The following is a 16,279-nucleotide window of genomic DNA, read 5'->3' as shown; positions in this document are numbered from 1 at the left end:
CGGTTCTAGGCGAGGGAGAGGAACAGCTTCTCCAGCTCCTCGACGCTCATCGGGGCGTCGTCGCCGCGCTCCCGGGCGGCCTGGCAGTGTCGCAACCCACTGGCGACGATCTTGAACCCGGCGCGGTCCAGCGCCTTGGAGACCGCCGCGAGCTGGGTGAGCACCTTCGCGCAGTCCTCTCCGGCCTCGATCATCGCGATGACGCCGCCGAGTTGACCGTGCGCTCGGCGCAGGCGGGAGATCGCGTCGCCGATTGTCGACTTATCTATCTCCATATCCCAAATATACCCAGGGGGGTACCAGGCGGCAAAACGGCCCCGGTCCCTCGATCCGGCCCGGACGGGAGGGACCTGCCGGGCTCCGGGATGCGGCGCGCTCGGGTGTCGGCCGCGAGGGGCGGACCGTCGGCGCGCCGCGCGGCCGTACCTGTACGGCGTCCGGTGGCGGACGATGTCAGGAGCAGGCGAGGGAGAACTGCTGGGTCATGAACCGGTAGACGTTGGGGGACCAGCCGTTGCAGTGGTAGACGACGGTCCCGTGACCGCTCGCCACCGTCGACCACGTTCCGGTGGCCGGGTTCCAGCGGTCGATGCTCACCGGCAGGACATACTTCGTCCCGTTCGCACAGTTCACGTAGTTGTGTGCGGTGATGTCATGCGTTGCGGGGTCGACCTGGAAGTACCTGGTCGGCCGGCAGTTGGCCGATCCGGCCTGCGCGGGTGACTGCTGCGCGAGCAGCCCGGTCGCGGCGGTGACGAGCGCGACGCCGGCGGCAAGAAGGTGACGGCGGGCCGAGGCCGGGGGTCTGCGCATGGCGATCCTTTCCTCCCTTGGACGATTCCTCTTTCTCGCGACATCCGTCCTCAGTGCGAAAGCGACCCTGTTCACCCGTCTCGGTGGGAAGCCACTCCCTGAGTGTGCGTCCAACCGATCTTCAGCGCAAGGGGAGTCCCCCCGGCCCGATCGGGTGGGTGTGCGGACCGACGAGCCGTGCGTCGCCCGGCCCTCCGTCCAGCGGGATCGCCCTGGACGGAGTCCGATTCGATCAGGCCGGGCGGACGAAACGGTGCGGGGGCGGCTGATCAGGCACAGTTGTGGGCGAACACCTGGCTCATGAACCGGTAGAGGTTGGGCGAATAGCCGTTGCAGGAGTAGACCGCGGTCCCCGAACCCCGTGCGACCTCCGACCATGTTCCGGTGGCCGGGTCGTAGCGCTCAATGGCCACCGGGCTGAAACGCGTTGGTCTGTTCTCGCAGATCAGGTAGTTGTACGCGTAAATATCCTGGCTTGGAGCGATCTCGTAGTGCCGGACCCGGTCGCAGACCGGCGGGGTGGCCTGCGCGGGTGACTGGAGCGCGAGGAGCCCGCTCGCGGCGGTGACGAGAGCGATGCCGAGGGCGGTGAGACGACGGCGTACAGCGGCGGGGGGTTTGCGCATCACGATCCTCCTGTTGGGCGGTTCATCTCTCCGCGGCCTCCCCGCGCCGGGAGGGCGCCACTGTTCCCGGCTCTCTCGGAGGGGTCGCTTCCCGAGTGTGCGCGGAGACGATCGCCGGTGCAAGGGGGGGTCCCCTGGCCCGATCGGGTGGGTGTGTGGCATGATAGGTTCCGATCGATCGATCGATCGATCGGCAAGGAGGCGGGAGCATGTCCGAGACGGTCGCGGCGGAAGTGGCGGCGGCACAGATCGCCCTGGGCGAAGCGGCGGTCCGGATCCGCCCCGGCGGCTGGATCACCAAGGCGGACGGCGCCGTCGCATCGGTGAGCAACCTCGACGACGCGTCCCTCAACGGGGTGTTCGCGCTCCGGGCCGACTCCGACCCCGAGGTGGTCGCCGGCCTGCTGGACCGGATCGCCGCCACCGGGCTCCCGCACTCGCTGCGGCTCCGTCCCGGCGCCGGCGACGCGCTCCGCGCCATGGCCGCCGACCGCGGGTTCACCCTCCTTGGGGAACTGCCCCTGCTCGTCCTGGACCGGGACGACCTGCGCCGGCCGCCCGAACCCGAAGAGCTCACCGTCCGGCGGCTGGACCCGGGGGAGGCCGGGATCGTCGCCGGCTTCGTCGCCGACGGTCTCGGCCTGTCCCCGGCGGTCGCCCGGGACTACCTCAGCCCCCGGCTCTTCGAACTCCCCGGCAACGCCGCCTACGTGGGCGAGGTCGGCGGGCGGGCCGTGGTGACGGGACTGGGGTTCGCCGCGCGGGAACACGTGTCGGTGGGCGGCATCGTGACCGACCCCGCCCACCGCCGCCGGGGGTACGGCGCGGCGCTGACCGCCGCCGTGCTCGCGGACGCCTTCACCCGGGGTTCCCGGCGCGCGTTCCTGCAATCGTCGCCGATGGGCATGGGCGTCTACGAGGCGCTCGGCTTCCGTTTGCTGGAGCGTCAGACGATCTGGAGCGGCACCTCGGACGTGCTAGCCTTCGATCGATCCGTCGGCCCAGTCCGTCATTAGGAGAGTTCCTGTGGTGCGTGCCGGTCACGGGGAGGATCGCTCGACCAGAGAACGGGTCACCAGGGCCGCCGTCGGCCTCTTCGCCGAGCGCGGGTTCAACGGCACCGGCATCCGCGACATCGCCTCCGCCGCCGGGCTGACCACCTCGACCCTCTACCACTACATGACCAACAAGGACGACCTGCTGGTCGAGGTCATGCTGGGGACGATCACGCCGCTGCGGGACGCCGCCCTCAAGATCATATCTGAGATCGACGACCCGTCGGTCTGCCTGGCCACGCTCGTGGAGCACCACGTCTGGCTGCACGCGAGCGACACCCTCGGCACCCTGGTCAGCGACACCGAGCTGCGTGCACTCCCGGCGGAGCGACGCGCCCAGATGGTCCGGCTCAGGGACGAGTACGAGCGGTCCTGGCACGTCGTGATCCATCGCGGGGTGGAGACCGGGGTGTTCGACACCCTCAACCCCGACCTCACCGCGCGTTCCCTGGTGCAGATGGCGACGGGGGTCTCCCACTGGTTCTCCGCCGGGGGCGAGCTCTCCCTGACCCGGCTCTGCCACGCCTACTCCGACCTGGCGCTGGGGCTGGTGCGCGCCTCGCGGCCGGGCGGCGTGCCGATCCGACGCGACGACCTCACCCTCCCCGCCCCCACCCACTACCTGCCGGACCGCCCCGCCACCTGATCGCCGGGAGCGGGGTACGGCCCGAGGCCGTTTCCGCCGGAGGCGGCCGACGCGGTCGGTCACGGCTTCGCACCGCGACGATCCGGTACGGCCTGCGGCGGCTCGAACCTGAAGGCTCGCCGCGCCGGCGCAGCCCGTACACGCTCCGGTCGTTCTCGCCGGGTTGCGGGTGACAGGTACGGCCTGCGGCGGTTCGAAGGCATGGGGCGGACGACGAGCGGCCCGACTCGACCGTGCCGCCCGGTCCTTCTGCGGGGCACCGACGCCGTGGTCCTCCCGCGCGGGAGGACCACGGCGTCGAGCCCGCGGTCAGGACGACCCCACCGGCCTTCCGTTGATCGTGGTCCACCGCCGCTCGTACACGGTCTCCCCGCCGGCGGCGACCCGCCCGCTGAGGTGGCGGCGGCCCGCGGCGGCCTGGCCGCCGGTGTGCACCGTGAACTCCTCGCCCCCGGCGAGCCGCAGCACCAGGGCGGCCCGGGTGCGGACCGACGCCGCCGCCGGCCGGGCGTTCTCCATCGAGGCCGTCACCTCGTGCTCCAGGGCGAACGTCCCGCCTTGGGCGAGGGCGAGCTCCACACTCATCCCGGCCGTGACCGAGAAGCCGTCCCGGGCGACGTCCCGGGTGATCCGGTAGACGGGCGCGGCCCGGACGACCTGCGGAGCCCGGTTCACCCCGGGTTCGGGCAGGGGTACGGCGCGCGGCGCGGAGCCGTCGGCGCCCGGCGCGTGCAGGGGCAGGCGCAGGCCGGAGGGGTGCGCGGCGTCGGAGAGCACGGTGATGACCGGAGTCTGCGCCGTCGGCCAGATCCGGGGGAAGTCGGCGCAGGCGACGGTGAGGCGGAGCCGGTGCCCGAGCGGTATCCGGTACGCGGTGGGATACAGCTCCACCTCGACCTCGGCGGCGCCCGCGTCCTCGGACGGGGCGATCCGGTGCCAGCCGGAGGTGATGAGGACGGAGGCGCCGTCCGGTGCCACCGCGCACAGCTTGACGGCCAGGTTGACCTGCTCCCCGGCGCGGCGCGCCACGCGGAGCCGTGCGCGGGGGGCGCCGCAGAGGTCGAGGTCCTGGGGGAGTTCGCCGGTGGTGTAGGCGAGGGATCTGGCGTCGTCGGCGGCCTGGTTCAGCACCGAGGCCGCGAACGCCACGCCCATGGGGTACCAGAGCCCGGCCTCGGTGCCGACGAGCGCGGTGGCGGCGTACTCGTCGCGGACCTCCTCCGCCGGTTCCCCGGCGGTCAGCCCGGAGCCGGGGCCGAGGTGGAGCACCGTGTCCTCGGGGCCGGGCGGCCACCGGTCGGCCGAACGCCACTCGCCGGCGCCTTGCACGTAGTAGACGACGCCCGGGCGGTCGTCGGGCTCGTCGGGGTCGATCAGCCAGCGGTCCCACCAGTACCGCAGTTCGCGCAGATAGTCGTACGGGGCCTCCGCCGCCATGTCGGGCGCGGTGTGCGTCCACGGTCCGACGAGCAGGCGCTTGGGGGCGGTGCACCGCGCATAGGCGTGCAGCATGGCCTGGCAGAGCAGGTCGCGCCAGCCCGACACGAAGAGGCTGGGCACGGTGATCTTCTCGATGGGGACGGCCCGCTCCCGCCAGTACTCGTCGTAGCCGGGGTGGGCCGGCCAGACCAGATGGGAGAAGTCCCCGTCGTCGAGCCGGGTCAGCCGCTCCCGCCAGGCCTCCAGCCACCGCCCGCCGGGGTCCTGCAGGCTGGGCGGGGCGAGTTCGAGCGCCAGCATGAGCGCCCCCCACGCGGAGGCGCCCAGCGCGTTGGGGCAGCCTCCGGGGTAGACGAAGTCGTGGTAGATGTCGGCGGCGCCGTAGACGCTCGCGATCGCCTTGAGCGCGGGCGGCCGGCGCGCGGCGACGCCGAACGAGGTCGCGCCGCCGTAGGAGGCCCCCCACATCCCCACGTTCCCGGTGGACCAGTCCTGGGCGGCGGCCCAGGCGACCACCTCCTCGCCGTCGAGGTGCTCCCGCGGATCCCAGGCCTGGTAGGCCCGCCCGCCGGAACCTCCGTGCCCGCGCAGGTCGACCAGGAGGGAGGCGTACCCGGCTTGCGCGAAGTAGGCGGCCGAGTAGGCGTTGGACGAGCCGATGAAGTCGTCCTTGCGATAGGGGTAGAGGCTGAGCAGCACCGGGAAGGGCCCGTCCCCCTCGGGGAGGAGAAGCCGCCCGGCGAGGGCGGTTCCGTCCGGTAGGGGGACGACGACGTCGCGGAAGTCGGGGGTCACGTGGTTGCCTCCTTGTCCGGGGCGGGCAGCCGCGGCACCGCCTCCAGCAGAGCTCGGGTGTAGGGGGCGGAGGGGGAGCGGGTCAGCTCCTCCGTCGGACCGCTCTCCACGACCCGGCCCCCGTGCAGCACGGTGACCGAGTCGCACACGTAGCGGACCGCCGCCAGGTTGTGCGAGATGAAGAGCAGGGTGAGGCCGAGCCCGGTCCGCAGCTCGTTGACGAGGTTCAGCACGGCGGCCTGCACCGAGACGTCCAGTGCGGAGGTGATCTCGTCGGCGACCAGGACCCGCGGCTCGGCGGCGAGGGCCCGGGCGATCGCCACCCGTTGCCGCTGCCCGCCGGAGAGCCGCCGCGGCAGGTGCCTCGCATGGCCGGGTTCCAGCCCCACCCGGTCGAGCGCCTCCCCGATCAGCCGGCGGAGCCCCTCCCGGCCGGGACGCCGCCAGCGCAGCGCCTCCCCGATGGAGTCGCCCACGGTCATCCGGGGGTTGAGCGAGGCGTACGGGTTCTGGAACACCGGCTGGACCGGGGACGGGCCGCCGCGCCGGACCGTCGTCGCGCCCCCGCCGACCAGGATCCGCCCGGAGGCCGCCGGGACCAGCCCGATGACCGCGCGGGCGAGCGTCGACTTGCCGCTGCCGGATTCGCCGACCAGCCCGGCCGCCTGCCCGGCGGGCACGTGCAGGGTGACGCCGTCCACCGCGGTGAATCCGCCGTACCGGACGGTCACGTCGTCGATCAGCAGGTCGTCGCCGCGCACGCCGCACCTCCTCCGCGACCGGAGTGGCGGGGCGCGGTACGGGCTCGCGCGGGCTCGCCGTACCCGGCTTCGGCGGCGCGGGACGGGCGCGGGTTCATGCGGTGTCTCCGATCGGATGCCAGCAGGCGGCGCGGTGGCCGTCGCCGACCGGGATGAGTTCGGGGAGTTCGGTCGCGCACCGGCCGGCGGCGCGCGGGCAGCGCGGCGCGAACGCGCATCCGGGCGGGTCGGCCGTGGCGTCGGGCGGCCGGCCGGGGATCGCCGCCAGCGGCCGGGACCGGTCGGTGGCCATGTCCACCACGGAGGCGAGCAGGACCCGGGTGTAGGGGTGGGCCGGGCCGGTGGTGAGCGCGGCGACGGGGAGGTCCTCCACGATCCGGCCCGCGTACATGACCAGGACCCGCTCGCAGGTCTGCGCGACCACCGCGAGGTCGTGCGAGATGAGCAGGAGCCCCGCCCCGGTCTCGCCGCACACCCGGTCCAGGAGCGCGAGGACCTCCCGCTGCACCGTGACGTCGAGCGCGGTGGTGGGCTCGTCGGCGACGATCAGCCGGGGCCGGTTCATCAGCCCCATGGCGATCATGCCGCGCTGCAGCATGCCGCCGGAGAGCTCGTGCGGGTACCGGCGGGCGACGCGTTCGGGGTCGGCGATCCGCACGTCGGCGAGCCGGGTGACGGCGCGGCGCAGCGCGTCCCGCCGGGTGAGCCCGGCGTGCACGACGGCGACCTCGGCGAGCTGGCCGCCGATCCGGGACACCGGGTTGAACGAGCCGAGCGGGTCCTGGAACACGAAGGCGAGCGAGGTGCCGAGCGTCCGCCGGAGCCTGCGCCCGGCCCCCCGGCCGCCCGGCGGCAGGGGTTCGCCGAGGACCTCCAGCCGGTCGGCCCCGATCCTGGCCTCCGGTCCGGTGAGCCCGGCGACGGCGAGCGCGGTCATGGTCTTGCCGCAGCCGGATTCGCCGACCACGCCGACCCGCTCGCCGGGCGCCACGGTGAAGGTGACGTCGCGGACGGCGCGGACGTCCGCGCCGTTCGGCAGCGGGACGGTCACCGCCAGCCGCTCGGCGTGGACCAGCGCCCCGCCGGGGTCGCCGACGGCGGCGGCCCGCCGCGGGGTACGGCCGCCGCGGCGCGGCGGCGGCGGCTGCAGGCCGAGCGTGACGGCGAGCGCGTCCCCGACGAGGCTGAAGACGAGCCCGCCGACGACCACGGCCGCCGCCGGCGCCAGGGCGTAGGCGGGGTTGGTGTACATGCGGTTGAGGGCCTGGTTGAGCAGCACGCCCCAGTCGACGTCGGGGGATTGGACGCCGAGGCCGAGGAACGACAGGCCGGACAGGACGATCAGCGCGCCGCTGATGCCGATCATGGCGGTGACCAGGATCGGCCCGGCCACATTGGGGACGACGTGCCGCAGAAGCAGCCGGGCGCGGCCCACGCCCAGCAGCCGGGCGGCGGCCACGTACTCGGCGCCCTGCACCGACGCGGCGAGGGTCTGGGTGAGCCGGGCGAAGACCGGGGCGAGCGCCAGCGCGATCACCAGGGTCGACCCGTACACCCCGCCGCCGGTGATCGCGGCGACGAAGAGGGCGAGCAGCAGCGCGGGGAAGGCCACGGCGAGGTTGACGCCCGCGCCGATCAGCCTTGCGGCCCGGCGGCCGACGACCGCGGGGAGCGCCCCGACGAGCACGCCGAGGGCGACCCCGAGCGCGGTCGCGGTGACGCTGATGCCCAGGGAGAGCCGGGTGGCGACCAGGACCCGCGCGAGCACGTCCCGGCCGAGTTCGTCGGTGCCGAGCGGGTGGCCGCCGCCGGGCGGCAGCAGCGCGTTCGCCGGGTCGATCCGACCGGCGGGCCCGTCCAGCAGGATCGGCGCCAGCACGGCGACGGCGACCAGGATCGCCAGTCCCGCCCAGGCGGTGAACCGGGCAAGCGGGGACACCGTCACACCTCCCCGAGCGCCGAGCGCGGGTCGACGGCCATGATGAGCAGGTCGACGGCGAAGTTGACGAGCAGGACGATGCCGCTCAAGACCAGGATCAGGCCTTGGGTGAGGGGGTAGTCCTTCTGGGTGATGGAGGAGACGATCGCCGAGCCGAGGCCGGGCCAGGCGAAGACGTTCTCGATGAGCACGGTCCCGGCCACCAGACTGCTGAGGGTGAGCCCGGCGACGGTGAGGGTCGCGGTGAGGCAGTTCGGCAGCGCGTGCCGGAGGTAGAGCCGCGACCGGGTGAGGCGTTTGGCCCGGGCGGTGCGGATGTACTCCAGGTCCAGCACGCGCAGCCCCTCCGCGCGGACGATCCGGGCGAGCGCGGCGGCGGGTCCGGAGGCGAGGGCGAGGACCGGCAGCAGGTAGGAGTCGGGGCCGGCCAGCCCGGCCACCGGCAGCCAGCGGAGGGTCACCCCGAAGGCGGCCACCAGGCCGACCGCGGTCACGAACTCGGGCATCGCGACGAGGACCCCGCTGCCGCCGGAGAACGCCAGGTCGGTGCCGCGATGCCGTCCGCTGTGGGCGACGACCGTGGCGAGGAGCCCGGCCGCGACCCCGGCGATCAGGACGACCACCAGGGCGAGCCCGGCGAGGTGCAGGGTGGCCAGGATGCGTTCCCCGATCAGCCGGCTTACGGGGAGCCGGGAGGTGAAGGAGACGCCGAGGTCTCCTCGGGCCAGATCACCCAGGTAGGTGAGGTACTGCACGGGCAGCGGCCGGTCCAGGCCGAGCTCGGCCCGGCGGGACTCCACCAGCTCCTGCGGGGCGGTGAGCCCGAGCGAGGCCCGGGCCGGGTCGCCGGGGATGAGGTGCACCATGAGGAACGACAGCGTCAGGACGATCCACAGCGAGACCAGCAGCCGGAGGACCCGCCGGGCGAGGTACCGCCCCCTGGAGGGGGCCGCGGTCGGGGTCGCCACGGCTAGCCGGTGATCCGGATCGTGGTGGGCACGATGCGCAGGTTGCTCAGCTCGAAGGTGGCGCCCCGGGTGAGCACGGCGTTGTCGGAGTCCAGGACGGGCACCACCGCGGTGGACCGCAGGTAGAGCCGTTCGATCTCGTTCCAGGTTTCGCACGACTCCGCGCCTGTGAGCCCGTTGGCCTTCTTCGCCAGCGCCGGGACCTCGGACAGGTCGGTGTTCGGGAAGTTGGTGCCGTTCGGCGGTTTGGGCCCGGAGACGAAACCGAGGAACCGGGTGGGCAGTGAGACGAAGATCGGGATCCAGCTGATGTCGTAGTCGCTCGTGCCGAAGAGGATCTCACCGGTGGCGACGTCGGTGACGCCGCGGGGGACGACCTCGGCCCCGATGGCCTTGAGGTCGCCGGCGGTCAGGTCGGCCGCCGCGGAGACCGCGGTGGGGTCGCCCAGGTCCCGCCCCCAGATCAGGGAGAGGGTGAGCTTGCGGCCGTCCTTGACCCGGATGCCGTCGGGTCCCTTCCGCCAGCCTGCCTCGTCCAGGAGGGCGTTCGCCCCGGCGACGTCGAAGGCCGGCGTGTTGCCCGTCACCGTGTCCTGCGGGCAGGCGGGCGGTTCGGCGGCGGTGAGCCGCTTGGGGGCGAGTCCCCAGCCGCCTCCGGCGACCTTGGCGATGCGCGGCACGTCGAAGGCCATGGCGACGGCGCGGCGGACCCGCTCGTCGGAGGTGACCCGGCCCGGGGCGTGGTTGAACCACATCTGCACGGTCGGCCCCCGGCTCGGGACCGCGGTGAACCCGGCCGCCTCCAGCCGGGTGCGGTCGGGGCCGGTGGCGGGCCCGGCGGTGAGCTGGCCGGACAGGAGGAGGTTGGCGACGGTGGTCTGGTTGGGGATGATCTTCACGACGACGGTCTTGGGCACCCCGGGGGTGTCGGAGGTGGTCCCGTCGTGCCCCCAGGTGTACCCCTGGCGGCGGGTGAAGGTGTAGTTGTCGTTGTCGACGGCGGTGCTGAGCTGGAAGAGTCCGGTCCCCAGGGTGCCGTGGGTGAGCCGGGACCGGTCGGCGAGCCCGGCCGGGCAGACGATCCCGATGGAGCCGGTGGCCTGGACCAGGAAGCTGTTGGGGGCCGGCGTGGTGAGGGTGACGGTGCCCGCCGCGGGGTCGGCGACGGCCTTGGTGCCGGTGGGCAGGCCTCCGCCGAGCAGCGGCGACTTGTTCTTCGGGTCGGCGACGTAGGCGTAGTTCGCGGCCACGTCCTTCGCGGTGAGGGGGGTGCCGTCCGCGCAGGTCACCCCGCTGCGGAGCTTGTAGGTGACCGAGGTCGGCGTCTGCGTCCAGGATTCGGCCAGCCGGGGGCGGATCACCGAGTCCCCGCCGACGAAGACCAGGCTCTCGTAGGCGAGCGAGGTGAGGAACGCCGGCACGTAGGTGGCGTTCTGGTGGGGGTCGAGGTTGCCCGGCGCGGCGGGCAGGCTGATCGTGAACGTGCCGTCCTTGACGTCGGCTCCCGGGGATCCCGCGGCCTCCCGACCGGCCTGGCAGCCGGTCAGGAGGACCGCGGCGGCGGCGAGCACCGCCAGGGTGGGGGACTTTCTCACGGTGTGCTCCTACGGGGTACCCGGCGCCGGGGAGCCGAGTCGTGCGGTGATGAACTCGAGGTAGACGGAGGTGGCGGTGATCATCTGGTCGAGGTCGACCCATTCGTCGAGGCTGTGCGCCTGGTCGAGGGATCCGGGGCCGTAGATGATGGCCGGGGCGCCGAAGTAGGGCGCGTCGGAGCTGGCGGGGAACCCGACGGGAGCGGGGGAGCCGGCCACGCAGCGCCGCAGGTCGGCGAGGAATTCGGCGTCGGGGTTCTCGTACGGGTCGACCGACCACCAGGCCGGCGACAGCTCCCAGTCCCCGGCGGGGCCGAGGTGCGCGGTGAGCGCGGCGTCCAGCAGGTCGCGGGCCGACTCGGGGGTCTCCCCGGGGAGCAGCCGCCGGGAGATCTCGACGTCGCACCGGGGCGGGACGACGTTGGCCTGGGTGCCGCCGCGGATCACCCCGACGTTGAGGACCGGTGGGCCGAGCAGCGGGTGCGCGGTCTTGGCGAGGTCTTGGGCGTGCCCGGTGACGGCCCGCAGCGCCTCGGCCATGTCGAGGATGGCGTTGCGGCCGGAGCCGGGGACGCTGCCGTGGGTGGCCTGCCCGGTCGTCGTCAGGGTGTAGACGGCCAGGCCCTTGCTGGCGGTGCAGATCCGCAGTTCGGTCGGTTCGCCGATGATCACGACCGCGTCGCCGGGCAGGTCGGCGCGGGCGGCCTTCGCCCCTTCCTGCCGGTACTCCTCGTCGCCCACCCCGGCGATGATCAGGTCGCCCGCGAGCGGCAGACCCCGCTCGGCGAGGACTTCGGCGACCTCCACGTAGCAGGCGATCGCGGCCTTCATGTCGCAGGCGCCCCGGCCGTGGATGCGCCGGTCGGCCAGCCGGGCCCGGAAGGGCTGGTCGTACGCCTCGACGCCGACGGTGTCCAGGTGCCCGGCGAGGACGACGGGGGGACGGCCGTCCCCCCGTGCGCCGGGGAGGGTCGCCAGGACGTTGGCGCGGCCGGGGGCGTACTCGGTGATCTCGGTACGCCAGCCGAGCGAGGCGAGCCGCCCGGCCAGGTAGTCGGCGGCCGCGACCTCGCAGGGCCCGCCGGGTTCGCCGAACGGGTTGACGCTGGGCACCGCGATGAGCTCCATCAGGGTGCGGGCCAGCCGGTTTTCCTCGATTCCAGGGTCATCCATGTCCACTCCTCAATCGATCGATCGATCGTGTTATCTGAGACGGCCCCCCGACCGGATCCGCGCGCCGTGGTCAGCCGGACATCGTCAGCCCGCCGCTCACACTGAGCACCTGACCGGTCACGTGCCCGGGCTCCTCCGCGAAGAAGCCCACCGCCGCGGCCACGTCCTGCGGGGTGGCCAGCTTGCGCAGCGGCGTCGCCCGTACCATCGCCTCCATGATCTTGTCGGTGGCCGGGTCCGACCGCATCGACTCCAGCAGCGGCGTCGCCGTCGGCCCCGGGCAGACGCAGTTGGCGAGCACGCCGTGGCGGGCGCCCTCCCGGGCGATCGCCTTGGTGAACGCGATCACGCCGCCCTTGCAGGCCGAGTAGACGGCCTCGCCGGAGGAACCGACCCGGCCCGCGTCGCTGGCCACGTTCACGAACCGCCCGCCGCCCGCCTCCCGCATCGACGGCAGCGCCGCGTGGGTCACGTTGAGCACCCCGACCAGGTTGACGCCGATCAACGTCTGCCAGAGCTCCGGCTCGTTCTCGACGAACGGCTGCACCCGGTCCCACCCCGCGTTGTTCACCACCACCGCCGGGGGCCCGAACTCCGCCGTGGCCGCGTGCACCGCCTCGGCCACCCGGTCGTGGTCCGCGACGTCGACCCGGTAGGCCCGCGCGCACGGGAGGTCCTCGCCCGCGGGGTCCCGGTCGAGGACCGCCACGGCGAACCCCGAGTCCGCCAGCCGCGCCACGATCGCCGCGCCTATCCCCTTCACCCCGCCGGTGACGATCGCGAGCCGTCCGTACGGCTGCCGCGGTCCGTTCACAGCGTCCACACTCCCTTGAATCCGATTTCGGTACGGCCGGCGGCGTCGATCCCGTGCGGTCCGCTCACAGCGCGCTCATCCCGGTCAGGCCCCGGCCGAGCAGGAGCCGCCGGGCCCGCCCGGCGTCTTCGTAGCGGGTGGCCATCAGGGCGTCCCGCAGCAGCCGCTCCAGCGGGAACTCGTCGATGTAGCCGTTGCAGCCGAACACCTGTACCCCGTCGCCGGTGGCGCGCACCGCGACCTCGGAGGCGTAGAGCCCCGCGCGGGAGGCGGCGAGCGAATGGTCCAGGCCCCGGTCGGCGAGGTGTGCCGCCGTGTGGGTGAGGAGCCGGGCGGCGGTGATCTCCACGTCCATGACGGCGAGGAGCCGCCGGACCGGCTGTATGTCGGCTGCCGGCTCGCCGGGCCCGTGCCGCTGCCCGGTGTAGCCGAGCGCCGCGTCCAGCACGGCCCGGGCGATCCCGACGCAGCCGGCGGCCAGCGAGATCCGGCCCCGGTCGAGCGCGGTCACGGCCACCGCGAAGCCGTCGCCGGGGGAGCCGAGCAGCGCGTCGCGGGAAACCCGGACCTCCTCCAGCACCACCTCCGCGACGTCCTGGGCGCGCAGTCCCAGCTTGTTCTTGATCGGCCGGGCCGAGAAACCGGGCAGGTCGGTGGGGACCAGGAAGCAGCCGACCCCCCGGGGGCCGGCCTGGTCCGGGTCCACCCGGGCGAAGACCAGCGCCACATCCGCCCAGGTGCCGTTGGTGATGAACGTCTTGACACCGGTGATCCGCCAGCCGTCCGGTCCGAGGGTCGCCCGGGTGGTGAGCCGGGATACGTCGGAGCCGCACTCCGGTTCGGTCAGCGCGAAACAGCCCACCGACTCCCCGCTCGCCAGGCGGGGCAGCCAGGCCGCTCGCTGCTCCTCGGCGCCCCATCGCAGGATCGCCCCGGCCACCAGGCCCAGACTGGCGGCGACCATGCCGCCCACCGAGGCGTCGGCGCGGCCGAGCTCCTCCATGGCCAGGCAGTAGGAGAGGGTGCCGGCCTCGACGCCCCCGTACCGCTCGGGCAGGCCCAGGCCGAGAACGCCGACCTCGGCCAGCTGCCCGACCACCGAGCGGGGCAGCTCCTCGCGCCGGTCCCGTTCCCGGGCGTACGGCGCGAGCTCGCGGTCGGCGAAGTCCCTGGCGGTGTCGCGGAGCAGCCGCTGCCCGGGCGTCAGGTCGATCACGTGCGGGTCGCCTCCTCCCGGTCGGCGGTGTCGGGGGTGACGCCGAGTTCGCGCAGCAGGTGCTTGGCCGCCTTCTCGGTCTGGGTCTTGGGCATGGAGCCGACCAGCCGAAGGTAGCGCGGGACCATGTGCCGGGCCAGCCGGGCCGACGCCCAGGCCCAGATGTCCTTTGCCGTGGTCGCGGCCCCCTCGCGGGCGACGGCCGTGACCATCACGTCCTCCTCCGAGAGTTCGCTCGGCACGCCGTACGCCGCCACCTCCACCAGGTCGGGGTGCTCCAGCAGGGCCTGCTCCAGGTCGAAGGCCGAGATGTTCTCGCCCCGGCGGCGGATGACGTCCTTGAGCCGCCCCAGGAAGAAGAAGTGGCCGCGCCCGTCCCGCCGGACCAGGTCCCCGCTGTGGAACCACTGGCCGCGGAAGGCGTCGGCGGTCGCCTCGGGGTCGCCGTGGTAGCCGGACATGACGGTGTGCGGCTCCGCGGAGCGGACCACGAGCTCGCCGGCCTCCCCGTCGGGCACCTCGAAGCCGTCGGCGTCCTGCACCCGGACGTCGAAGGGGGGCACCGCCCGTCCGCAGCTGCCGGGCGGCCCCGGTTCGCCCGGCCGGTTGTAGAGGACGATGCCCGCGTCGGTGAGCCCGTAGATCTCCACCAGCTCCAGGTCGAACCGGCGCTCGAACTCGGCCGCCCAGGACGGCATGGGGACGCCCCAGGCCAGCCGTACCGGGTTGTCGGCGTCGTCCGGCCGCGGCGGCTGCCGGTGGAGCAGGGCGAGCGTCGCCCCCATGAAGTCGAACACGGTCGCGCCGTGCCTGCGGCAGTCCGCCCAGAAGCGCGACACCGAGAAGCGGGGGGCGAGCGCCGCGGTGCCGCCCGCGGTCAGGGCCGCGGCCACGGTGAAGACGGCGCCGTCCACGTGGAAGAGCGGGAACGGCGCGTAGAGCACGTCGTCGGCCCCGATGCCGAGCTGCTCGCGGAAGATCTCGGTCTGGCGCAGCGTGTACCGATGCGGGATCCGGCACGCCTTGCTCGGGCCGGTCGACCCCGAGGTGAACATGAGCATCGCGGTGTCCCCCGGCCCGGTGGGCGCCGGGGAGACGGGGGAGTGCCCCTTCTCGGTGAGCGTCCGGACGGAGCGGACCGTCACCCCGGGGAGCCGGACCCCGGCCGGGGCGTCGCCGAGCAGGACCACCTCGCGGATGAGGGGTGCGTCGGCGAGTACGGCGGCGGCGATCGGCGCGTGCTCGGCGTCCAGGAGCAGGACGCGGGCCCCGGTGAGGCGGAGCGCGTGCGCCAGGGCCTCGCCGCGAAAGCCGGTGTTGACGGGCACCTCGACCGCGCCGAGGTGGGTGAGCGCCAGCCAGCTTGCGACGTAGTCGCAGCTCGTCCCCGCGAAGATGCAGACCGGGTGCCCCGGTCCGACGCCGAGGGCCGCGAGCCCGGCGGCCAGCCGCCGTACCCGCTCGTCGAGTTCGCCGTAGGTGAGGGTGTCCCCCTCGATCCGCAGCGCGTCCTTGCCCGGGATCGCGGCCGCCTTGGCCCGCAGCGCGCCGGCTAGGTTGGTCAGGTCCGCCACGACGGCTCCCGGGCACCGCGGTACGCGGCGAGTCCCTCGGCCGCCTCCGCGGTCCGCTGGATGTCGATGCAGGTCTCCTCTTCGTCGTCGAGCGCGGCGGTGAGCGCCCGGTACAGGGGCGCGTTGAGCAGCCGCCTGGTGGCGGCGGTCGCCAGGGGACCGCCCGAGCTCAGTTCGGCGGCGATCTCCAGGGCTCGGGCCTGCAGGTCACCGGGGACGATCTCGTCGATCAGCCCGGCCCGGTGGCACCAGTCCGCGTCCATTCGCGCGCCGCTGAACAGCATTCTGCGCGCCCGGGACTGGCCGATCAGCAGCGGGAGCAGGACCGAGGCCCCGTTGCTGAGGATCAGGCCGAGCCGTGTCTCGGGGGTGGAGCAGAAGAAGGCCGGGGACGCCAGCCGGACGTCGCAGGAGAGGGCGAGCTCCAGGCCGCCGCCGACGGCCGGCCCGTTCAGCGCCCCGACCACCGGCTTGCCGAGGTTGAAGAAGAGCCGGGTGACCCGCTGCAGGCTGCGGATGGACCGGGCGAACGTCTCGCCGCCCTCCTTGGCCACCGCCAGGTCCTCGCCGCTGCAGAAGGAGGTCCCGGCGCCGGTCAGGACGACGGCCCGCAGCGAGTCGTCCTCGGCGATCAGGGTCAGCCGCTCCTCCAGGGCGTCGAGCATGGCGCCGTTCAGAGCGTTGCGGATGTGCGGCCGGTTCAACGTCAGCACGGCGACGTTCCCCCGCCGGGACGTCAGCAGTCCCGGCCGGTCGTCCTCGGGGGTTGCGCCCGCTGCGGTCTCGATCACTGGCTGATTCCTCCTCGCCTTGGCCGTCCGGATATGAGGTACGGTAGCGATCGATCGATCGATCGGCAATATC

The 16,279-nt window shown here is 73.7% G+C and carries 15 protein-coding genes; 2 read left to right on the top strand and 13 right to left on the bottom strand.

The window, feature by feature from the left end; translation table 11 throughout:
* Window positions 1–5 precede the first annotated feature (5 nt).
* The 3 genes from RUR_RS20155 to RUR_RS20145 all read right to left on the bottom strand — a co-directional run bounded on the left by RUR_RS20155 (window position 6) and on the right by RUR_RS20145 (window position 1,439).
* Window positions 6–275 carry a metal-sensitive transcriptional regulator gene (locus RUR_RS20155; protein WP_283136645.1) on the bottom strand — a complete coding sequence of 90 codons (270 nt, stop codon included), beginning with the start codon at window positions 273–275 and terminating at the stop codon, window positions 6–8.
* A 178-nt stretch (window positions 276–453) separates the two neighbouring features.
* Window positions 454–813 (bottom strand): hypothetical protein, encoded by a 360-nt coding sequence (locus RUR_RS20150; protein WP_283136644.1) that lies wholly within the window; start codon window positions 811–813, stop codon window positions 454–456.
* A gap of 269 nt (window positions 814–1,082) precedes the next feature.
* Window positions 1,083–1,439 (bottom strand): hypothetical protein, encoded by a 357-nt coding sequence (locus RUR_RS20145; RefSeq protein WP_283136643.1) that lies wholly within the window; start codon window positions 1,437–1,439, stop codon window positions 1,083–1,085.
* A 209-nt stretch (window positions 1,440–1,648) separates the two neighbouring features.
* Between RUR_RS20145 and RUR_RS20140 the strand changes: the two genes are divergently transcribed.
* Together RUR_RS20140 and RUR_RS20135 are read left to right on the top strand one after the other, a co-directional pair.
* Window positions 1,649–2,455, top strand: a complete 807-nt coding sequence (locus RUR_RS20140) for a GNAT family N-acetyltransferase (RefSeq protein ID WP_283136642.1) — start codon at window positions 1,649–1,651, stop codon at window positions 2,453–2,455.
* A 10-nt stretch (window positions 2,456–2,465) separates the two neighbouring features.
* Window positions 2,466–3,140, top strand: coding sequence for a TetR/AcrR family transcriptional regulator (locus RUR_RS20135; protein ID WP_283136641.1), 675 nt, complete (start codon window positions 2,466–2,468; stop codon window positions 3,138–3,140).
* A 309-nt stretch (window positions 3,141–3,449) separates the two neighbouring features.
* Here RUR_RS20135 and RUR_RS20130 read toward each other — a convergent pair whose 3' ends face one another.
* From RUR_RS20130 to RUR_RS20085, 10 genes are all read right to left on the bottom strand, one after another.
* Window positions 3,450–5,375 carry a CocE/NonD family hydrolase gene (locus RUR_RS20130; RefSeq protein ID WP_283136640.1) on the bottom strand — a complete coding sequence of 642 codons (1,926 nt, stop codon included), beginning with the start codon at window positions 5,373–5,375 and terminating at the stop codon, window positions 3,450–3,452.
* Entirely contained in the window at window positions 5,372–6,136 is a 765-nt protein-coding gene (locus RUR_RS20125; RefSeq protein ID WP_283136639.1) for an ABC transporter ATP-binding protein, read from the bottom strand. Before RUR_RS20125 ends, RUR_RS20130 begins: the two co-directional genes overlap by 4 nt.
* Before the next feature lie 94 nt (window positions 6,137–6,230).
* A complete protein-coding gene (locus RUR_RS20120; protein ID WP_283136638.1) occupies window positions 6,231–8,075 on the bottom strand; it encodes a dipeptide/oligopeptide/nickel ABC transporter permease/ATP-binding protein in 1,845 nt (614 codons plus the stop codon).
* 2 nt (window positions 8,076–8,077) lie between these two features.
* On the bottom strand, window positions 8,078–9,043 hold the full coding sequence (locus tag RUR_RS20115; protein ID WP_283136637.1) for an ABC transporter permease: 966 nt from the start codon (window positions 9,041–9,043) through the stop codon (window positions 8,078–8,080).
* A 2-nt stretch (window positions 9,044–9,045) separates the two neighbouring features.
* Complete coding sequence (locus RUR_RS20110) at window positions 9,046–10,638, bottom strand: ABC transporter substrate-binding protein (RefSeq protein WP_283136636.1); 1,593 nt, start codon at window positions 10,636–10,638, stop codon at window positions 9,046–9,048.
* 9 nt (window positions 10,639–10,647) lie between these two features.
* Window positions 10,648–11,811 (bottom strand): M20 family metallopeptidase, encoded by a 1,164-nt coding sequence (locus RUR_RS20105; protein WP_283136635.1) that lies wholly within the window; start codon window positions 11,809–11,811, stop codon window positions 10,648–10,650.
* A 70-nt stretch (window positions 11,812–11,881) separates the two neighbouring features.
* A complete protein-coding gene (locus tag RUR_RS20100; RefSeq protein ID WP_283136634.1) occupies window positions 11,882–12,625 on the bottom strand; it encodes an SDR family oxidoreductase in 744 nt (247 codons plus the stop codon).
* A 64-nt stretch (window positions 12,626–12,689) separates the two neighbouring features.
* On the bottom strand, window positions 12,690–13,841 hold the full coding sequence (locus RUR_RS20095; RefSeq protein WP_283136633.1) for an acyl-CoA dehydrogenase family protein: 1,152 nt from the start codon (window positions 13,839–13,841) through the stop codon (window positions 12,690–12,692).
* Window positions 13,838–15,415: an AMP-binding protein gene (locus RUR_RS20090; RefSeq protein WP_283136632.1), complete on the bottom strand. Its 1,578-nt coding sequence runs from the start codon at window positions 15,413–15,415 to the stop codon at window positions 13,838–13,840. Before RUR_RS20090 ends, RUR_RS20095 begins: the two co-directional genes overlap by 4 nt.
* The gene (locus tag RUR_RS20085) at window positions 15,403–16,206 is read right to left on the bottom strand and encodes an enoyl-CoA hydratase/isomerase family protein (RefSeq protein WP_283136631.1); all 804 of its coding nucleotides are present in this window, start codon (window positions 16,204–16,206) and stop codon (window positions 15,403–15,405) included. Before RUR_RS20085 ends, RUR_RS20090 begins: the two co-directional genes overlap by 13 nt.
* Window positions 16,207–16,279 lie beyond the last annotated feature (73 nt).

Origin of the sequence: Rhizohabitans arisaemae, assembly GCF_025996515.1 — a bacterium.
GTDB classification, from domain to species: domain Bacteria; phylum Actinomycetota; class Actinomycetes; order Streptosporangiales; family Streptosporangiaceae; genus Rhizohabitans; species Rhizohabitans arisaemae.
Note: the sequence above shows the minus strand (reverse complement) of the source record. Positions and strands in the feature narration are given on the sequence as shown.

Coding starts and splice junctions, on each gene's coding strand:
- RUR_RS20155 (WP_283136645.1), bottom strand. CDS start 275: ATGGAGATAGATAAGTCGACAATCGGCGACGCGATCTCCCGCCTGCGC.
- RUR_RS20150 (WP_283136644.1), bottom strand. CDS start 813: ATGCGCAGACCCCCGGCCTCGGCCCGCCGTCACCTTCTTGCCGCCGGC.
- RUR_RS20145 (WP_283136643.1), bottom strand. CDS start 1,439: ATGCGCAAACCCCCCGCCGCTGTACGCCGTCGTCTCACCGCCCTCGGC.
- RUR_RS20140 (WP_283136642.1), top strand. CDS start 1,649: ATGTCCGAGACGGTCGCGGCGGAAGTGGCGGCGGCACAGATCGCCCTG.
- RUR_RS20105 (WP_283136635.1), bottom strand. CDS start 11,811: ATGGATGACCCTGGAATCGAGGAAAACCGGCTGGCCCGCACCCTGATG.